This is a genomic window from Aquimarina sp. 433 (assembly GCF_054054605.1).
Genome location: NZ_JBSWZK010000009.1, coordinates 251,996 through 270,976 on the forward strand (window position 1 = coordinate 251,996; position 18,981 = coordinate 270,976).

18 protein-coding genes are annotated in these 18,981 nt (G+C 32.9%); 9 read left to right on the plus strand and 9 right to left on the minus strand.

Features of this window, described 5'->3' with window-relative positions; all coding sequences use genetic code 11:
* The first annotated feature begins 71 nt into the window (after positions 1–71).
* Complete coding sequence (locus tag ACWNT5_RS18555; protein WP_456518215.1) at positions 72–1,001, plus strand: DUF547 domain-containing protein; 930 nt, start codon at positions 72–74, stop codon at positions 999–1,001.
* A 475-nt stretch (positions 1,002–1,476) separates the two neighbouring features.
* Positions 1,477–1,668, plus strand: a complete 192-nt coding sequence (locus ACWNT5_RS18560; RefSeq protein ID WP_299601118.1) for a cold-shock protein — start codon at positions 1,477–1,479, stop codon at positions 1,666–1,668.
* Between the two features lie 124 nt (positions 1,669–1,792).
* On the opposite strand, the gene ACWNT5_RS18565 is transcribed toward ACWNT5_RS18560, so the two are convergent.
* Complete coding sequence (locus tag ACWNT5_RS18565; protein ID WP_456518216.1) at positions 1,793–3,382, minus strand: phytoene desaturase family protein; 1,590 nt, start codon at positions 3,380–3,382, stop codon at positions 1,793–1,795.
* Positions 3,383–3,687: 305 nt separating this feature from the next.
* On the opposite strand from ACWNT5_RS18565, the gene ACWNT5_RS18570 reads away from it, so the two are divergent.
* Positions 3,688–4,203, plus strand: coding sequence for a hypothetical protein (locus tag ACWNT5_RS18570; RefSeq protein ID WP_299897078.1), 516 nt, complete (start codon positions 3,688–3,690; stop codon positions 4,201–4,203).
* Between the two features lie 183 nt (positions 4,204–4,386).
* Here ACWNT5_RS18570 and ACWNT5_RS18575 read toward each other — a convergent pair whose 3' ends face one another.
* Positions 4,387–5,256, minus strand: a complete 870-nt coding sequence (locus ACWNT5_RS18575; RefSeq protein WP_456518217.1) for a DUF5694 domain-containing protein — start codon at positions 5,254–5,256, stop codon at positions 4,387–4,389.
* 207 nt (positions 5,257–5,463) lie between these two features.
* Here ACWNT5_RS18575 and ACWNT5_RS18580 point away from each other — a divergent pair, with 207 nt between their 5' ends.
* Positions 5,464–6,504 (plus strand): sensor histidine kinase, encoded by a 1,041-nt coding sequence (locus ACWNT5_RS18580; protein ID WP_456518218.1) that lies wholly within the window; start codon positions 5,464–5,466, stop codon positions 6,502–6,504.
* 17 nt (positions 6,505–6,521) lie between these two features.
* Positions 6,522–7,238 carry a LytR/AlgR family response regulator transcription factor gene (locus ACWNT5_RS18585; protein WP_456518219.1) on the plus strand — a complete coding sequence of 239 codons (717 nt, stop codon included), beginning with the start codon at positions 6,522–6,524 and terminating at the stop codon, positions 7,236–7,238.
* A gap of 98 nt (positions 7,239–7,336) precedes the next feature.
* On the opposite strand, the gene ACWNT5_RS18590 is transcribed toward ACWNT5_RS18585, so the two are convergent.
* Both ACWNT5_RS18590 and ACWNT5_RS18595 read right to left on the minus strand, forming a co-directional pair.
* Entirely contained in the window at positions 7,337–8,074 is a 738-nt protein-coding gene (locus ACWNT5_RS18590; protein ID WP_456518220.1) for a YARHG domain-containing protein, read from the minus strand.
* Between the two features lie 338 nt (positions 8,075–8,412).
* Complete coding sequence (locus tag ACWNT5_RS18595) at positions 8,413–9,777, minus strand: glycosyltransferase family 2 protein (RefSeq protein WP_456518231.1); 1,365 nt, start codon at positions 9,775–9,777, stop codon at positions 8,413–8,415.
* Between the two features lie 354 nt (positions 9,778–10,131).
* On the opposite strand from ACWNT5_RS18595, the gene ACWNT5_RS18600 reads away from it, so the two are divergent.
* Positions 10,132–11,217 (plus strand): adenylate/guanylate cyclase domain-containing protein, encoded by a 1,086-nt coding sequence (locus ACWNT5_RS18600; protein WP_456518221.1) that lies wholly within the window; start codon positions 10,132–10,134, stop codon positions 11,215–11,217.
* A 164-nt stretch (positions 11,218–11,381) separates the two neighbouring features.
* Positions 11,382–12,461: an adenylate/guanylate cyclase domain-containing protein gene (locus tag ACWNT5_RS18605; protein WP_456518222.1), complete on the plus strand. Its 1,080-nt coding sequence runs from the start codon at positions 11,382–11,384 to the stop codon at positions 12,459–12,461.
* Positions 12,462–13,108: 647 nt separating this feature from the next.
* Here the strand turns inward: ACWNT5_RS18605 and ACWNT5_RS18610 are convergent.
* On the minus strand, positions 13,109–13,750 hold the full coding sequence (locus tag ACWNT5_RS18610) for an SDR family oxidoreductase (RefSeq protein WP_456518223.1): 642 nt from the start codon (positions 13,748–13,750) through the stop codon (positions 13,109–13,111).
* A 245-nt stretch (positions 13,751–13,995) separates the two neighbouring features.
* On the opposite strand from ACWNT5_RS18610, the gene ACWNT5_RS18615 reads away from it, so the two are divergent.
* The gene (locus ACWNT5_RS18615) at positions 13,996–14,304 is read left to right on the plus strand and encodes a hypothetical protein (RefSeq protein ID WP_456518224.1); all 309 of its coding nucleotides are present in this window, start codon (positions 13,996–13,998) and stop codon (positions 14,302–14,304) included.
* Positions 14,305–14,313: 9 nt separating this feature from the next.
* Positions 14,314–14,685: a hypothetical protein gene (locus ACWNT5_RS18620; RefSeq protein WP_456518225.1), complete on the plus strand. Its 372-nt coding sequence runs from the start codon at positions 14,314–14,316 to the stop codon at positions 14,683–14,685.
* A 207-nt stretch (positions 14,686–14,892) separates the two neighbouring features.
* On the opposite strand, the gene ACWNT5_RS18625 is transcribed toward ACWNT5_RS18620, so the two are convergent.
* From ACWNT5_RS18625 to ACWNT5_RS18640, 4 genes are all read right to left on the minus strand, one after another.
* Positions 14,893–15,171, minus strand: coding sequence for a GIY-YIG nuclease family protein (locus ACWNT5_RS18625; protein ID WP_456518226.1), 279 nt, complete (start codon positions 15,169–15,171; stop codon positions 14,893–14,895).
* A gap of 436 nt (positions 15,172–15,607) precedes the next feature.
* Positions 15,608–15,985 (minus strand): hypothetical protein, encoded by a 378-nt coding sequence (locus ACWNT5_RS18630; protein ID WP_456518227.1) that lies wholly within the window; start codon positions 15,983–15,985, stop codon positions 15,608–15,610.
* A gap of 6 nt (positions 15,986–15,991) precedes the next feature.
* The gene (locus ACWNT5_RS18635; RefSeq protein ID WP_456518228.1) at positions 15,992–17,260 is read right to left on the minus strand and encodes an NADase-type glycan-binding domain-containing protein; all 1,269 of its coding nucleotides are present in this window, start codon (positions 17,258–17,260) and stop codon (positions 15,992–15,994) included.
* Between the two features lie 122 nt (positions 17,261–17,382).
* Entirely contained in the window at positions 17,383–17,880 is a 498-nt protein-coding gene (locus ACWNT5_RS18640) for a hypothetical protein (protein ID WP_456518229.1), read from the minus strand.
* Between the last annotated feature and the right edge of the window lie 1,101 nt (positions 17,881–18,981).

Consider the following 18,981-nt stretch of genomic DNA (forward strand, 5'->3'; position numbering starts at 1 on the left):
AGATTTGAGGAATGGTTTTTTGTAAGTACTAAGAATAACTACTATCTTACAGATACCTAAAATCTCATTCTATGAAAATTGCCTTTCAATTTGCTATAGCCTGTATTCTTTTTGGATGTATTTCTTCTAATAAAGAGCCACAAATAATTTCTAATAAAGTCGCTGATACTTCTAAATTAGATCAAACAAAAGAATCGATTGAAAGCCCTATTGCTGACACTTTAGTAGTCTTAAAAGATACTATTAACGAAAAGATTACAGATACAATTCTAAAAGAGACTCCTGCAAAAGCTAAAGCTATAAAAACCGAAGTAAAGAAAATTAGCAAAAAGAAAGAGAACAAAGTTGTAAAAGTTAGACCAGATCATAGCATTTGGGATCAACTTACAAAGAAGCATGTATCCTCCTCTGGCAAAGTAAATTATAGAGGATTTAAATCTAATATTTCTAAAATTGAAGAATATCTAACACATCTTCAAAAAACCTATCCCAAAAAAGACTGGACTAAAAATGAAAAACTGGCATATTGGTTTAATCTCTATAACGCTTCAACCATTCAGTTGGTAGCAAGTTCTTATCCTGTAAAAAGTATCAAAAACATCAACTCAGGGAAACCATGGGATAAAAAATTTATTAAATCTGGTAGTAAGGTATATTCTTTAAACCAAATAGAAAATACCATCGTACGTCCTAATTTTAATGAACCTAGATTGCATGTAGCTTTTAACTGTGCCGCAGTTTCTTGTCCCAAATTATTAAAAGGAGCCTTTTTCCCATCTAAGCTAAATTATCAATTAGAAACACTTTCTAGAAGCTGGATTAATGATACTTCTAAAAACAAAATTGGATCAGATAAGATAGTAATTAGTAAAATATTCGAATGGTATGCTGTAGATTTTAAGAAAGGTGTCATACCATTTATCAATCGTTATGCTATTACAAAGGCTAATGAATCTGCGAATATTGAATATTTAGAATACAATTGGAAATTAAATGATTAGTTGATACTAAAAAATAGAATTTCAGTTTATTTAATCTCAAACCACTCTTTAATTACTGGCGGTGGAATAATACCATAAAAATCTTTCCACATACCTATCCTAATAGATTTTACGGCCTATGAACGCATGAAAGAAAACCGCCATTTTTATATCTTATATATCAATTTACTTATATTGAAAGTGCATTAAAGATGATGAGAAAATATGATTTTTAATTATTTACCAAATAAATATGTACATGTAGAATTTAAAAGTATATCTTTGCATTGTTCTAGAAAGAACACCTTTTTAATTTTAAGGTATTTATTTGGTAATTAGTTAAAGAGTTTTCTCTTCTTTCCTTTTTTATTTTTCTTTACTTTATTTTTTTTAAGTTTTATTTAATTTTTAATTGAGTTGATACATAGCTCGTTAAAAATCATTTTATCTCTTTCCTTGAACAAAATATATATTTAATAATTTTAAATTTAATAAGATGCAAGAAGGCATAGTAAAATTTTTTAATGACTCAAAAGGGTTTGGGTTTATCAAGTCAAATGAATCGGGAGAAGACGTTTTTGTACACTCTACAGGTTTAATCGATACTATTAGAGAAAATGATAAAGTTCAATTTACTACTGAACAAGGAAAAAAAGGACTAAACGCAGTTAATGTGGAAGTTATTTAATTTCCAGTTACATAATTTATTCTAAAAAGAGATTGTTATGGATAATAATCTCTTTTTTTTATCCTTTATCTCAGCCAAAGTAAAAGAACAAAGCGTCTAATACTAAGATGTCATAAATTCCTTATTAATTCACAAAAATCTTCTTTTTAAAATTAATCCCTGTAGCGGCAGATGCAGTGATCACCCCAGAAAACAAGGCTCCTCCTACTCCAGCGGTCACGATATCTTGTCCTGTAAGATACAATCCTTTAATTGGTGTTCTGGGCTGTAAGAACTTTTGTCTAAAACGCACGGGAGTATGGTCAATACCATAAATTTCACCTTTCTCATAGTTAACAAAATGCGCTGTACTTAGTGGCGTAGAAAGTTCGTAGTGATCTACTTTTCCTTCTAAATGCGGTAATTGCTTAAAAAGTGCTTTCATTAATCGTTGCGAAATATTTTCTTTCCAGGCTTCATAATCCTCTCCTCTTTTCATCCATTTGGTACCTTTCCATTTAGACACAGCTTCATAAGGTAGTAAGGTGATGATGTCTATCGTACTTCGATTTGGATATCGGTTTGACCAATCCGGATCTTTTGCGGACGGAAAAGACACATACACTATTGGAAAATCTTCATTTTGATCTTCTAGATAACGAGCTACACAAGTATCATGATCTACATCTTCTGGGTAAATCCAAAAATTGGTTTTTGGTAATTGTAAATCCTCTGGACTGCTCTTAAATCCCATATACAAACAAGCATGTGATACCGATGGAGTTACTTTTTGTAAGCTTTCCATCAAATTATGTGTACGAGTAACTGAATCTGGAAGTAATTTTCCAAAGGTATTGAATACTCCTGTTCCACTGATGATTATATTGGCATAAAACTCTTTACCATCGATCATTTTCACCCCTTTAGCCTCGTTATTTTCTACAATTACTTGATCTACTTCAGCATTTATCAAAATTGTACCGGAAGATGCTTCAATAACAGGATCAATGGTTTCTACAATTTTTGAAGATCCACCTATAGGAAAATTTCCGCCTCCAAAATAATGTCTGGCCACAGAAGCGTGCATTGCAAAACTACTTTGTTTAGGAGGTAACCCATAATCACCATATTGCGCTGTCAATACTTTTATCAGCTCTTGATTATTCGTTAATTTACTAAGCACTTCATAAGTAGTCTGATCAGAAAACTTGAGATAAGGTCTTTTTAAAAAACTTCCTATTAAGAATCTTAAGAATCCTGGCAAGGCTTTTTCTTTATAAAAAGCTCCCATTACCTTATTTGCTTTAAACACCAGATCTATATAACAGTCTATAGCATTTTCTTCTTCTGGAAAATAGGATACTATTTTGTTTCTGAAATTTTCCACTCCTTTTACGAAATCATATGATGATTCTCCTATGATAATTCGATCATAGACCTCTCCCATGTCTGCCCATTGGAGCTGATGATTAGAAACATAATCAAACAACTTCCTAATTGGACTTTTTTCCTGTTGAACTCCTCCTATATAATGAATACCTACATCCCATTCATACCCTTTTCGTTTAAATATATGTGTAAAACCGCCTGCGGTATAATGCTTCTCTAGAATTAGAACTTTCTTCCCTTCTTTTGCTAAAATCGCTCCAACGGTAAGACTTCCCATTCCCGACCCTATAATAATAGCATCATATTTTTCTTCTAATACTGGACGTTGTTTATAGGATTGTATCATAAATTGAGTAAAGTTGAAAGTTCTTTATCAAATCTAAGAAGATTCTAGAGATCTTTACTTTCAAATTCAAAATTCATTATTTCAAAGCCTTTTTGGGTACTCTAAAGGTATAGTATTTACAAAACAACCGCATTTATAGGTTGTGCCAATGCATATGTTACAGCTACTTTAATTAGATATTATAAAAAGTTGAAATTTCCCCTTAATATAAATCAAAATATTCACGTTTTCTTAAAAGTTAACTACACTAATTTCCGATGCTCTTTAGTTACTTTTATTCAACTTTTAACCTTAAAATCATAACAATGAAATCAACTTTCAAATCCCTTTTTGGGGCATTATTCGTATCCTTATGTATCGTTTCATGTAGCGACGATACTGATTTTAACCAATCAAACGAATCTATTGACAGAACTGCTGCTTTTGACCTTGTTGGTACTGAAGAGCAAAGAACAGCTACTACCGAAGAATTAAATCAAATACCACAAATTCTTGAAAAAGCTAACTGCACATTAAGTGGTGACGAAGGATGCTCTGATAACGCTTCTTCTGAGTTCGAAAGATATGTACGTGAGTGTACTACGTATACTAGAAACTGGCCTCCATCTAATGTGGTTAATACTTACTACAGAAGTATGGTATACTACGTAGATGGAGATAGCGATATTAACTTAGATCACTACCAAGATGATTTACAGGCTCATGTTACTCAGATCGTTGGATCTGGAGGAGCGGCATTTGTAGATGCGGATATCATCTACTGGGAATGCAATGAAAGACAAAACAATTCTTGTGTAATTAAGTACTCTGTTTTTAGATAATCATACTTATAAAAACACAAAAGAGGCTGTCTGCAAGGTGTTAAAACTTGTATTTGTCAGTCCGAGCCTGTCGAAGACATATTGAAAATCCGATAGTAAAATAACTTCGACAAGCTCATTTTGACATTTTAGAATAAACCTTTGGACAGCCTCTTCTTATTTGATTGATGATATTTTTTAAATTTATAAACTACTAAATTCTACGAATTCATATTCTGGAGAGTACTCGATCATATGTCTCAGTACCGATGCATGACCGTTTCCTACAATGACCAATATTCGATCTTCATTCGTATGATCTATTTGTTGGATTTTTCTAAACATTCTTAGGTTTCTATTATACCACCAAATCGATAAAAAATCTGCTCCTCTATTATTGTCTAATTTAAAATCTCCTATAAAGTAAGCTCCATAATTATTTCTATGGCCTTCTATAGTATTCATATACTTAAAATAGTCTATGATTTTTACTTTAGCCGGTAAAATAGTAGTGGCATTAAAAGACTTTTGCACCATTTTATTGTATGGATCGTCTGACTGAAAATCATATCCTTCTGTTAATTCTTTCATCATTTTAGGATATTTCTTTTCCAAATCTGTACTAAATGTAGTCGCATCGATAGAGTAAATTTTATCTAAATTAAGATCATTGGCAATACGCATTCCCAATTGATAACTTTCATTTCGTTTATCTCTATGTTTTCCTTGTCTATATTCCTTGTACATTTTATCCATTCCCCAATCTTCTTTGGCCTCTATAGCTATTTTGGTGGGTTTAAACTTTTTGATATACTCCACTAATTCTAAAACTTCTGATTTCTTGGGTTCTTTTAAAACATCTATTTTATCTTCTTCGTTGGTTTTCGTATAATCCATTCCTGGATACGCAAAATGAAATGTGCCCACAACCAAAATCTTAGCTTTTTGTTTTGGATAATAACTATCATAGGGTTTCAGATATTCTGAACTCTCTTTAGAAATTTGTTGTGCATTTAAAGTGCTAGCAAATAATGTAAAACTGATAACTGTAAGTATGAATAAGCGATATTTCATGATATGTTGTTTTTAAAATTCACAACAATATTATCTCGTATTCCAAGGATAGATTTGCATTTTACACCAAATAGAGATATCGTTCTATAAACGAACTTAATGATAAAACGTATGATTTGATTGTGTAAAAAAGCCTGTTTGTCTTGTGAAAATAATTGTTTGTCATTTCTTATAAAACTAAAAGTATTTTCACCTTACTTTTGAGATATGAATATGAGAAAAGAGCTTTTATACAATGGTATCATTATCGCCATTATCCTAATCGTTGATGTTTTAGGTGATTACATAATTTCTAACAAAAATGTTTTTGCTACTCAACCACCTTTCTTATTATTTAAGACTGCATTTACCATTTCATTATTATCTGTTTATGCAGTTAATTATCGGTATAGTGCGCCAAGATTTCTTTTTAAGAAAAAATATTGGCAATATACCATTGCATTTCTTGGAATGATCTTACTATTTGCAATAATTAGGTTTGTATTAGAGGAAGTGATTCTATACCAAATTACGGGAATGCATAATTATTATTTTGACGTACCTGTTTCTGAATTAATTGCGAATTATTTATTGGACTCATTCTATTATACTTTAAGAGTATGTTTAGTAAGTACTGCTATTTGTTTATTCTTTAGATTAAACGAACATAAAGAACAAATACACCATCTAGAAATAGCGCATGAAAAAGCGAAACTAGCAGCTTTAAAATCTCAGATAAGTCCTCATTTTCTGTTTAATACATTAAACAATTTTTATGAAGAATTATTCGATGAGAAGCCAGAAACCGCTAATGATATTTTAAAGCTTTCAGAATTATTGAGATACGTTACCTATGAGACTAATAATGATATTACTTTCTTAAGCAAAGAAATTACCTTTATCGAAGATTATCTCTATTTCTTTAAACGTAGATATGAAGATAATTTTCATGTATTACTGCAAATTGAGGGTATGGTACATCTACAAAAAATACCTACTCTAATTTTAATACATTTTGTCGAAAATGTATGCAAACACGGAATCATCAATGATAGCAAAAGACCTGCCTCTATTATGTTAGACATTAAAGAAGACTCATTGGCATTGACTACAAAAAACTATATCAATACATCGGAGCAGCATACAGAAACTGGTATTGGCACTGAAAATATTAGACAACGATTAGAGGTTTTATATAAGGATAATTTTATTTTAGAGCACACAAACAAGGATAATCAATTTGAAGCATATTTACAGCTCAAATTTTAACCTAATCAATTTTATAAATGGAGAAATTATTTACTTGTGTAATCATAGATGACGAACCTGCTGCAATTCGATTATTAGAAAAGTATTGTGCTAAAATCTCCTTTCTAGAAGTAAAAAAGACCTTTACAAACCCTTTAGAAGGATTAAACTATCTAGAAAAACAGCCTATTGATCTATTGTTTCTGGATATACAAATGCCTGAAATTACAGGAATTCAATTATCCAAGATCATTACAAGCTCCACCAAAATTATCTTCACAACAGCCTATCCACAATTTGCTTTAGATAGTTATGAAGTAGCCGCTTTAGATTATTTATTAAAACCGATCTCTTTTGAACGTTTTTATAAGGCTGTTTCCAAAATAAAAGACCAGAGCAGTCCCGAAGCAATATCTAAACAACAAAACACAGACGAATTTTTCTTTTTCAAAACAGATGGAAAAAACAAATATGCTAAAGTATTTATAAAAGACATTATGTATGTAGAAAGTCTGAAAAACTACATCGCAATTCATTTAAAAGATGAACAAATCATCACCTATAACACCTTAAAACATTGTAAAGAAGGGTTACCAGAATCTAATTTTATACAAATACACAAATCCTACATTATTTCTATTCAGCACATTGATAAGATTACTAATGACTCGGTATGGATCCAAAATAAAGAATTACCTATTGGAAATACGTATCGCAAATCATTTTTTGAGACGATCGGTAATCATCAGTTGTAGTTAAAAATAGAAAATCATATAATGATGAATTGAAAATCGAGTCGTTATAAGTCTTCGACAAGCTCAGACTGACAATCAGAATGCTTAACTAAATAACACTAGCCCGCAACCTCATGCCGTTCTAGTCGTAATTTCTGACCATCAAACTTAAAAATCCAAAAAGAACTATATTCACTTTCGGAATAGTAATTACTTCCATACTTAAAAGGTTCTTTCATAATTTCAGAATGTGCCAGATCTCCCATACTGGCGATTACTTCATTTCCATTAATTCGTAAGGAAGTTTCTCTAATCAAAAACCCATTATCAGTAGCTACTTTATATATCGCCTCATCACGATACCAATTGATGTCTTTTAGATCTATTTTAGAAAAAATGGAAGTAAGTTCATTAAGCGCGCCTTTGGGGTTTACTTCATCCTTAAGTCCATTATCTAAAAACAAATTAATAGTAATTGTATCATTCGCTTTCAGTACTCTTTTTAGTTCCTTTAGCTCTGAGATTAACCGTTTCCGCTTATTCTTAATATTAGATTCAGCACTTTTTATAAGTGCTATGTTGGCATTCTCAATATCGTTCAATGTGATTTCAGGTGGATTGTTATAGTCTGGTTGGTACCAGGAATAATCCTGAAAATGTTCTAGTAAACGTTCATCTTTAAAAATGTACTGATGCCTGGCAAAAATCTCATTCCGTAATAGCTGAAGATCATATAATGAATTCTTTGCTATATCCTTTTTCGAATAGGTTTTGGTATCACATTCGGAACAATCTTCTAATTGTGAGTACGCAATAAACGAGAAACAAAGAAAAACTAAAAGTATTGAATTTTTCATACGAATAGAGATTGGTTAGCGTGTATTAAAAATAATATAATTTGGTATACAAGCTAAAATTTATTGCCATCAAAATATAATCTCTAAAAAGAATGAATGTTATATCATAGCAAAAGCTCCTCTAATTTGGGGAAAGAGGAGCTTTTAGGTAGGTTGGTTATCATAGTAAATTGATAAGCAAAAAAAAGAGTGAAGTTGAGTTTGGGTGTTGTGTTTACGTATTTTTTCGAAAAAGGTTATCTCCTAGGGTCTGATTGCCTATTGGAAAAAACATTCAGACCCCTTGACGGAAATAGATTGGTTGGTTAACTGAGATAAATGGGTAATCAATTTAATTATTAAGAAATAGAAACCGATTGTTCATGTTCTTTAAGTTGTTTCTTCGTAAGATCTCTTGTAAGCCATCCGCTTCTTCCTGCAGTGGCAATAGCATAAGGAGTAATCCAGAATAATGTAAAAGCATAAAACAAACTATATGGATATGCCCAAAGAGACTCAGACAAACTATGTTTTTTAGCATAAAAGAATGCCTGAATACTAGAAAATAATAGAATACTCATCATTGTAGAACTAAAAAACAATATCGGATATGTAGCGATAAAATAGATCATTAATAAGGTAGCTGGATACGCCATGATTAGTTTTAACCATTGGTTCATTAGTAATATCCTTGTTCCAGATTTAGCACCATCTCTAAAGTTTCCAAAAGCAAACTTACTCATAGCAATATTCTCTCTAATATTACTTCGCTCCCATCGGATAAACATTTTATATAAATTCTTGTAGCGCTCTGGAGTGTTAGTGTATACGTAAGCATTTTTCTGAAACAATACCTTATATCCTTGCTTTAGTATCATATTGGTCATCGCACGATCCTCTCCTATTTTAGATACTTGTCCTAAAAAAGTTTGTGTAATCCAAGCCTCACGACAGTTCATTACAGCTTCTCTTCGATAAGCAGATAAAGCACCAGGAGTACATAATACAGATCCTAAAGCACTTTGTGCAGAACGGATAAATTCAAAACTAAAAGCAAAACTTACATTAAGCATTCTTGGAATTAATGCTTTATCTCTGTTTAGTACACGTACATTTCCGGCTACAGCACCACATTCATCATTTACAACAAATGGAGAGGCCATAATACGTAGTGTATCTTTTTTTACAATAGAATCGCTGTCTACTGTTATAAAAACATCTCCCATACCAAGTTTAAAACCTCTGTACAATGCATGTCTTTTCCCTTTGTTTTTAGCTTGTTGGTAGATAGAAACACGATTTCCCAATTCTTCCTTTGCAAGTTGCATCCACTGCCAAGTATCATCCTGACTTCCGTCATCAATAGAAATAATTTGTAATTTCTCCGCTGGATAGTCACTTTCTGCTAAACTATGTAGAGTTTTATATACTAATTCTCCTTCATTATAGGCAGGAACAATAACCGTACATAACGGTAATTCTGTATCAGAAACTGCTGCTACAGTCTTATAACGAAGGTATAAAAACAAGATATATACCAGAAAGCTTACTTTTATTAGTAATAACGTTAGCCCTGAAATCATTAAAGTAATTCCCCAAGCGGTATTCATTCGTTGTAAATGAATTTCTTCAAAATAAGGTTGTAAGAAATACAATAAAGACGCCGAACTAAACAACACTAAAAATGTCGCTAGTAGAATAAAAGAAGAAGACGCGTTCTGCATTTTATGTTTTAGACGATCTAAAACATTCTCTATTTTTGGTGATTCTGATATTCCTATTGATCTTGAAATTTCCATATTCGTTTTTATTTCCACACTGGAAAACCAAAATTGATACCAATTCTAAAGATTATTGAAAAACAAGGGCTTAGAGAATATGCCAAAAATTAAAAGTGTGTATTTTTTACACAACTGTGTATTTACAGGACCAAAATTCCACAGTTTTCATAGTTAAAAACAAAAGTTGCTTTTTCAGATGTAAAGCTATTTCTACAATTTCTAAAGTGATTAGAATGTTTTGTTATTTTTGCTATATCAAAATAGTATGTTCCTTCCATACTACTTTCTGTTACACAAATGAAACGTCAACTCAAAAAATATCTTCGCCTATTATGGCAATCTATACTCTTCTGGTCTATTGCTATGGGATTGTTCTCTATCTTTAGGTATTACGGTATTGATGAAGAAGAAGGTTTTACGGTGATTCAAGAATATAGTGGTATTCAAGGGACATTAAGAGCCTTAATGGGATTTACGAGTATTGGCGTACTGCTTGGTATTGTGTATACTACCATAGATATTTTCTTTGATAAATATAGTTCTAACAGAATATCATTGGTATATAATATCATCATCCAAACACTATTATATTTCATCACTACCGTTATCATCTTTACAATCATTATGGATATTTTTTCGGATATCTATAACATCAATTTAAATACAGATACCGGTTGGTGGAGAAAAAACAAGTCTTTTTGGGCCACCATATTATACATGGTGATGGTGTCTTTTGTCTTTTCTTTTATCAAAATTGCAACCGAAAAGTTTGGAAGAGGCGTGTTTATTAAAATGCTTTTTGGTAAATACAAAAATCCCCAGGAAGAGAAACGTATTTTTATGTTCTTGGATCTTAAAGATTCTACTACTATTGCAGAACAACTAGGACATTTTAAGTATAGTCAATTTATACAAGATTGTTTCTATGATTTAAATACAGTAGTTCCTAAACACGAAGCGGAGATTTACCAATATGTAGGTGATGAAGCAGTACTAAGCTGGCCTTATAAAAAAGGACTTGCCAATAACAATTGTGTAAATCTATTCTTTTCATTTCAACAAAGAAAACAACAAAAAGCTGATTATTATAAGGAGAAATACGGTGTTATTCCTGAGTTTAAAGCAGGATTGCATGGAGGAAAATTAATGGTCACCGAAGTCGGAGTTATCAAAAAAGAAATCGCCTATCACGGAGATGTCATTAATACATCTGCTAGAATTCAGGCAGAATGTAATAATCATAAAGTAAAACTTCTTATCTCCGAGGATTTACTAAAAGACCTAAACTTTACGACACCTCTTACTGCTACTTTTTTAGGAAGTGTCTTGTTAAAGGGCAAACAACAAGAGGTAAACATCCACACAGTACAAAAAGTTTTTTAGATTTTTTATCACTAAAAATCAAACACTTACACTCTAAAAAGAACGTTTTTATATTTTTTGCAGGAAAAAAAGTAGGGTGTATTTATATCCATATGTTTTAGGTACAGAAACAAAGTCATTGGGGGAATGCCAAAATAATTGATGACTTATTAAATATACCAGTTATGAATCGTACACTAAAACAACATTTGCAATATGTATCGCAATCTGTACTTTATTGGTCTATTGCAATGGTATTATATGCTATATTCCGATTTTATGGAATTGAGGAAGAAGAAGGACTTACGATCATCAAAAAACACGAAGGGGCTTTAGGAGTATTGTATTACTCGATTAAATTCATCAACATTGGGTTACTTATCGGAATCTTATATACAGCGGTTGACTTTATATTCGATACCATTTCTAACAAAGTTTCACTTACGAATGATCTAATTTTTAGAACATTTTTTCATTTCTTAGTAACACTGATTGTTTTTACCAATATCAAAGATATCTATGCTGGTATTGCTACGATGGAGATCGAAAAAATAAATGATTGGTGGTTATTAGATAAATCCTTTTGGACCTTATTATTGTATATCACTATAGCATCTCTTGTATTCTCTTTTCTAAAAATAGCCAATGAAAAATTTGGAAAAGGAGTATTTATCAAAATGTTGCTAGGAAAATACAGAAACCCGCAAGAAGAAAAGCGCATCTTCATGTTCCTAGATCTTAAGGATTCTACCACGATCGCAGAAAAACTAGGTCATTTTAAATATAGTCAACTCATACAAGACTGCTTTTATGATCTGAATAAAGTAGTCCCTAGACATAATGCAGAAATTTATCAGTATGTCGGAGATGAAGTAGTACTTAGCTGGCCTTATAAAAAAGGGTTAGCGGATAACAACTGTGTTAATTTATTCTTTGCATTCCAGCAACGTAAACAAAATAAATCAGCGTATTATCTAAAGAAATATGGAGTGGTTCCAGAATTTAAAGCTGGACTACACGGTGGAAAATTGATGGTAACCGAAGTAGGTCTTATCAAAAAGGAAATCGCTTATCATGGAGATGTAATCAATACATCTGCTAGAATTCAGGGGCAATGTAATACCTATAAAGTTCCATTATTAATTTCGGAAAAGGTAATTCAGGATCTTAAAATCAGTGCTAACCTTACTTGTCAGTTTTTAGGTAGTGTGTTGCTAAAGGGCAAGCAACAAGAGGTGAATATCCATACTATTGCACGGGTTTAGCTTGCTTAGATTCTGGGGAGGATCTAAGTAAAACCGAAGCTTACTAATCATTGTAGGCTTCGGTTATTTTTTTTGGATAGTGTGACACTACACTTCGACTTCGCTTAGGGTTCGTGAGTTTCACTCTTCGATAACAGTTGTGGGCTGTACTTCGATAGCACTTCGACACGGGTCCGCCTATGGAAGAAGCTCAGTATCCGTCTCGAAGTTGTAGGGCTCAATAATTGTTTAAAAGTCCAGTTCTAAAATTGTCATAGAAAATATAATAAGGCTACCCAGTTAAATCGCATTAGCATGTTTTTTAAGCGGTTAAAAACATCCATCCCCAACCCTTCCTTCAAAGGAAGGGAGCTTGATATAGCTCTATTAGCCCCTCTTGGAAGAGGGGTTGGGGAGATGTTTACAAATAAGTTGTGACCTAGATAGGAACCCTAAAATATAATTCAGGGTTCGAGAGCCTCACCCTTCGATAACAGTTGTGGGCTGTACTTCTAGAGCTTCAGGGTCCGAAATACTCCGAGGGCTGAGGTTCTCGAAGCCCGACAAGCCAAGCATCCTTTTATAAGTAAGAAAGCCTCACTCTTTCGATTTATGTAAAGAGTGAGGCTCTTAAAAATTAATTTGTGTTGCCTGATATTTTAGAAGTGTTATTGCACACTTACCATACTATCCAATGCTTCGTCAATGACCGTTTCTCCAGTAAGAATTTCAAAAACCTCTCTTTTTGCAATTTGATCTTCTAAACTCTTCACTAAAACCTTAGCCACATCTCCCCTTGGTATAGAACCAGATCTATCTTCTAGTTGTTCAGCAATTCTAATTTTTCCAGTAGGAATATCATTATTTAAAGTTCCCGGTCTAACAATGGTAAACTCTAAACCACTATTGGCAAGATACTCATCAGCATCTCTCTTCGCTTGTAAGTAATCTTGTAATTTTTCTGCTTCTTGAGGTGCATCGGCTCCAACGGAACTAAGCATTATTAATTTACGAACCCTATATTTTTTTGAAGCATCTATTATTTTCATTGCCCCTTTACGATCCACCGCTTCCAAAGCTTTTCCTTTAGAACCTGCTGCAAAAATTACCTTATCAACTCCATCCGCAACATGGGTTACATCTTCAGTGAGATCCGCTAGAATTGTTTCTATTCCTTGTTTCTGAAAAGCCGCTTGTTGCTCTTCTTTTCTCACCATCGCGATCGGATGATAATTTTCATGATTATTTAATTCTTTAATGACTGTATTTCCTGTGGTGCCAGTTGCACCGATAACTAATATTTTTTCCATCCTATAATATAACTTTCAAACTCCTTCAAAGCAATTAAATCCATTGGTTTAACTAGGGTTTAACGGTTAAGTATAAAAAGTTCTTAAAGGGAAAAATTATCCATAACTATTGTTTAGGTTTAGTAGAAAGCCTATCCATTTTTTAGAAATAAATATTAAGCAATTCTTTATAAGAAGTTAATATCGTTTTTTTAGAAGATAAAATTTAGTTTCTTTCTAATAGGTACGAAAAGAAATATGAAAACATGAGTGATGTTTACAGAAAATGTCCCAACTGCGGAACTTTAAACTTAAACAAGGATTATTGCAAAGCATGTGGAACTTTAATTAATACACAAGTAAGGAGACAGCAAGAACGAGCGGAACGATTGGAACAAGAACAACGAGCGGACCAAAATAAAAAGCCGCATAAGATTACATTGTTTTTTGAAAATGCTAAAGAACACTCTAACCCTTTTATAAAGTATACTTTTAGAGTATTATACTCCATTTGGGTGGTCGTCCTTGCCATTGGAAGTTTTATTGCATTCATCATTGGATATGTAGCGGCCTAAAAGATAAGTATGCATAACAGACTAGCTCTCATAACTCATAAGTACTACTTCCGAATCTTTTCGGTAATCACTTTTTCCATCTATGTCTTACAACAATTAGAAATAAGATTACCACTGTTTTTTCAAAACTATCTAAATGATCTATTATGCATGCCTCTAGTATTATCTGTATGTCAGATTGCTGTACGAAAACTAAAAAGTGATACCCGTATTTTATTACCAATACCTTTATTAATACTCGTAACCATAGGATACTCAATCTATTTTGAGTGGTACTTGCCTCAATATGATGATCGTTACACTGCTGATTGGTTAGATGTGCTAATGTATTTTATAGGAATGTTTTTCTTTTATGCGGTAGAAAAACACAAAAGGATTTAATGAATATGCTTTATCAAAGCTTGCAAGAATAATAAAGAAACTAGAATTCAGAGTTCGAGAGCCTCACCCTTCGATAACAGTTGTGGGCTTTACTTCTAGAGTTTCAGGGTTCGTTCTATCTCCGAGGGCTGAGGTTCTCGAAGCCCGACTTGCTCAGTGTGACAGCTCAGTATATGTCATGAAACCCACTTCTAAAACAGATAAAAACTATAATTTATCTCTATATGCCATTGATAATCCAGGTAATGTATCTAACTCTCCTTTTATTAAAGCTTCTTTCTTCTTCCTACTCCAGCCTTGTATTTGTTTTTCCCTGTAGAATGCAGTATCGATTCTATCATATGCTTCATAATATATTAACTTTACAGGAAGGTGTTTTTTTGTATGATTCGCCCCTTCTCCTTTTTGGTGCTCTTCCAATCGTTTCTCTAAACATTTAGTGCTACCAGTATAATAACTTCCATCACTACATTCTAAAATATACATATAACCTTTCACCTTATTTACTAATTAGATTCTATTAATATATGTACTGAAACAGTAATGTGTTACCCTACTTCTTCTAGTTGTACGTAATTAGTCAACCCTTCGAGAACATTTCAACAAATTTATCCTTCGACAACACCTCGACAAGTGTTCGCCTATGGAGGAAGTTCAGGGTTCGAGAGCCTCACCCTTCGATAACAGTCGAGAGCTGTACTTCTAAAGATTCAGGGTTCGTTATATCTCCGAGGGCTGAGGCACTCGAAGCCCGGCAGCACCTCGACATATGTCTACCTATACAAGAATCTCAGGGTTCGAGAGCCTCACCCTTCGATAGCAATTGAGTGCTTTACTTCTAGAGTTTCAAGGTTCGTTCTATCTCCGAGGGCTTAGGTTCTCGAAGCCCGACAGGCTCAGTATCCGTCTCGAAACCCGACAACTAAATAAAATAGGAAGTAATAATAGATGCAACGAGTAAAACTAGTGCGATAAATACTCTCCGTAAACGTACCTCATCAGGTTGAATAGTAATTTTCTGTGGATTGTTTTTTAGTACTTGTACAGGTACACTGCTTCCTATTTTTACATTTTCTGTGGATGTGGTGGTAATTACCTCAGAGTAGCTTTTTCCATCGATATGATAGGATAATCCTACTTTAACAGCCTTTTTATCTCCTTGTAGTATCTTATCTGCTTGACTTAGGATCACTACCGCATCTACTCTTATAGACTGATATTTAAAAACAAAAAACGTATACCCAACATACAAGGTGTAGAATAATAGTAATAATGATATGATGGGTAGATAGATACTCATAAATTCTTAGTCCAATTCTTTAATTTCCAATGGATGATGCTTACAATATTTTACTGCTCTAATGGGTTCTGTACCCACTATGATACCATTAGCTATAAAATTAGTACCATTATCCAATTCCACAATCGTATAGGTTAATTGTTCTTTTACATTTTTAACGATAGAAGTAATTCTTTTGGATTGATTTTCTCCCAAGAGTATTGTACCCACTTCTAGCAACTCCACAGTATCATAGTTATAATCCCTTATGGTTTTAGTAGGGTTGTAAGACACCCAAGATCCTCTAGAAGTTAATAACGGATGATCGGTAGTACATGTAATACGAGACTCATCATCAAAAGTTATGGTTATAAGCTGATCGTGTACTGGATTTGCTAATTCTTTTATAATAGATGATTCGTATGTACTCGCGCTAGTATTATAAGAGAGTATCTCATCTCCTATTCTTAATTCTTCTATATTTTTTTTAGTGGTATCAGCCATGGTAATCTTGGTGCCAGCAGCGAAGCAATGCACATCAATTCCATCAAAATATATTTCCGAAATTACTGTGTCTTCATATTTTTCTCCTGGATAGACTTCCAAAATTTCAAACTTCAAGGTCCAATCTGGTAATTTAGACAACTCATCATAGTTATGTCTATCTCCATTGCCTATAGGTGCGACTGTAAAATGATGCGCTGCTCTTTTGTCTTCCATCATTAATATGGCGTAAGGCTCATCATCTAAATACAATTTTAATTTCTTTACTCTACTATTGGCTTTCCAAGCCTTTTCACTTTTTACATACCCATTTACAATACTAATGGTGGTGATTCTTGGATTTTCTTGCGGAAAACTATAAGTAATATATTCACCGATACCATATCCAGAAACTCCTTCTACCCAAGCGCTTTTGTAATCAAAATCATGAGCATTTTTTGGAGAATAGGTAGTATTACCTTGTGAACTTAAATATGAAGAAGCCGCAACTTGTGCTACACTAGCACCACAATACCAACTACAACCGTCTGTTCCAACTTGCCAATAATCGTTATGTACTTCACTAACTTTATCTAAAGCTTCTTTATCCTGAACACTAAGATCATCATAATCAACACCATTTTGCATCTTCTCGCTAATAGCTTCATATGCTTTCCAATTATCATTGAATTCTTTTTCTCCTTCCTTACTAAACTCTAGAGGTTCTATAGAAGCAGTCAATACCTTCAATTGCTGCGCAGGAAGTACTGCAGCATATAGCAATACTATATAGACTGACCATTTAAGTTTCATCGTGATTGTTTTGGTAGGGCTGTTGTTTGTATAACCAATTTCCTACAAATATACTGTTTATTCCCATAGTATTAAACAAATGTTAAAGAACAAGATTATAAAATATTATTAAAAAACAAGTGTCATCTTTTAACATTTGACAGTTTATACTCCAATAAAATTAACATCATGCAAAGAGCTGTTATCATCTCGTAACTCCCTCCTAGTACTCTAAGCATCACAAAAATAAATCCTACAAATCGAATGATTACCCAAATAAGCTTTAAATAATCCAATCGTTTTTTTATGGGTTTCTGAACAAAATGCATCAAATAAGAAAAGATGATTCCTAAACATCCTATGACTGTAAATAGGTTTTGAAATGACCAATGCATTATTTTAAATATCATGCCTACCAGTATCAATGCCACCAATCCTAATGCAATTCTAGAATATCGGGTCTTTATAAAAGTACCATTACGTAATAACAGAAATAATCCGGGAATTTCGATCAACCATAATCCTACCGTAAAAAGAAAGCCTCCATTTTCTATGAATGTGTAACTAGATAACACCAAACCTATCAAAGTCATTAGAAAGCCTACAATAGAAAGAACAATAAGTGTTTGATTACTAAACATACATTTTTGTTTATGTGCAATACTATTTTCGATTTTTAATCATCCGCATGTATTTTATCTTACAATACTTTTATTAAAAAATAGATGCACTACTATTTAGTATCCAAACCATGGAGTTTGTTACCGTTGTAATGGCTATTATTTTAAAAATTCAACACCCTTTATTTGTTAAAAAATTAAGATCATCAAACCATCATAGGGTACTTCGTAAGTACCCTCCCCCTACTTAAAAGGTACCTAAGGGGTATTTTAGAACTAAATGACACGAAGGTTTGAGGGAAGCACCACGATGTTCTGAGGTTGGTGCTTCTTTGTTATTTAGCAGGTGCATCCTAGTTCTTAGGTACCCAACCCCAGGATGAGAAGTACCCCCAACATTGTTATAATAATCCACTACCCACTTATATAAGTACCCCTCGTTAACATCTCATTTAAGACACCCCACTTACATAAGTACCCCCTACCCACTTGTATAAGTGGGTTTTCGGTGTTTTCGGATAATTTTTCTTAAAGAATGGTTAATACGATAATATTAAGAAGATACTACATGAATCATCATATTTTGAAATAGCATTACTTCCTTTACCGGGCTTCGAGTGCACTTAGACATGTGTCCGCCTATGGAGGAAGCTCAGCGTAACACCTCAGCCCCGTATATCGTAAATTCCGTCCTAAGAAAATACTACGTTAAAAATGAAGTAAGCGTAGCGTAACATAAAATTCGCAAAATACTAAAACATATAATGTATTGATAATAAAATTGATCAGCAGATTGCTTGAACACATACGTATAGCTTCATTTTATGTAGCGGAGTGAACAAAATTTTTAGGAGTATTTTCTTCAGACTAGCGTTTTTTGGTTCTTTTTTGGGCAATGCAAAAAAGAATGCATCTACAAAACTAATTTAAAGAGAACTTGTTTTTTGGGCTTCGAGAGCCTCAGCCCTCATTACGATTTGAACTTTTAGGCGTCACACTGATTTCTATGACAAAACCAAATTGTTTTTATAAGCAGTTTGGTTTTTTATTATAGCAAAGATTCTATGAATAATTTTATTTCTCACTGCGTTAAGTACACTCATTTTATTTTTACCTTCTTTT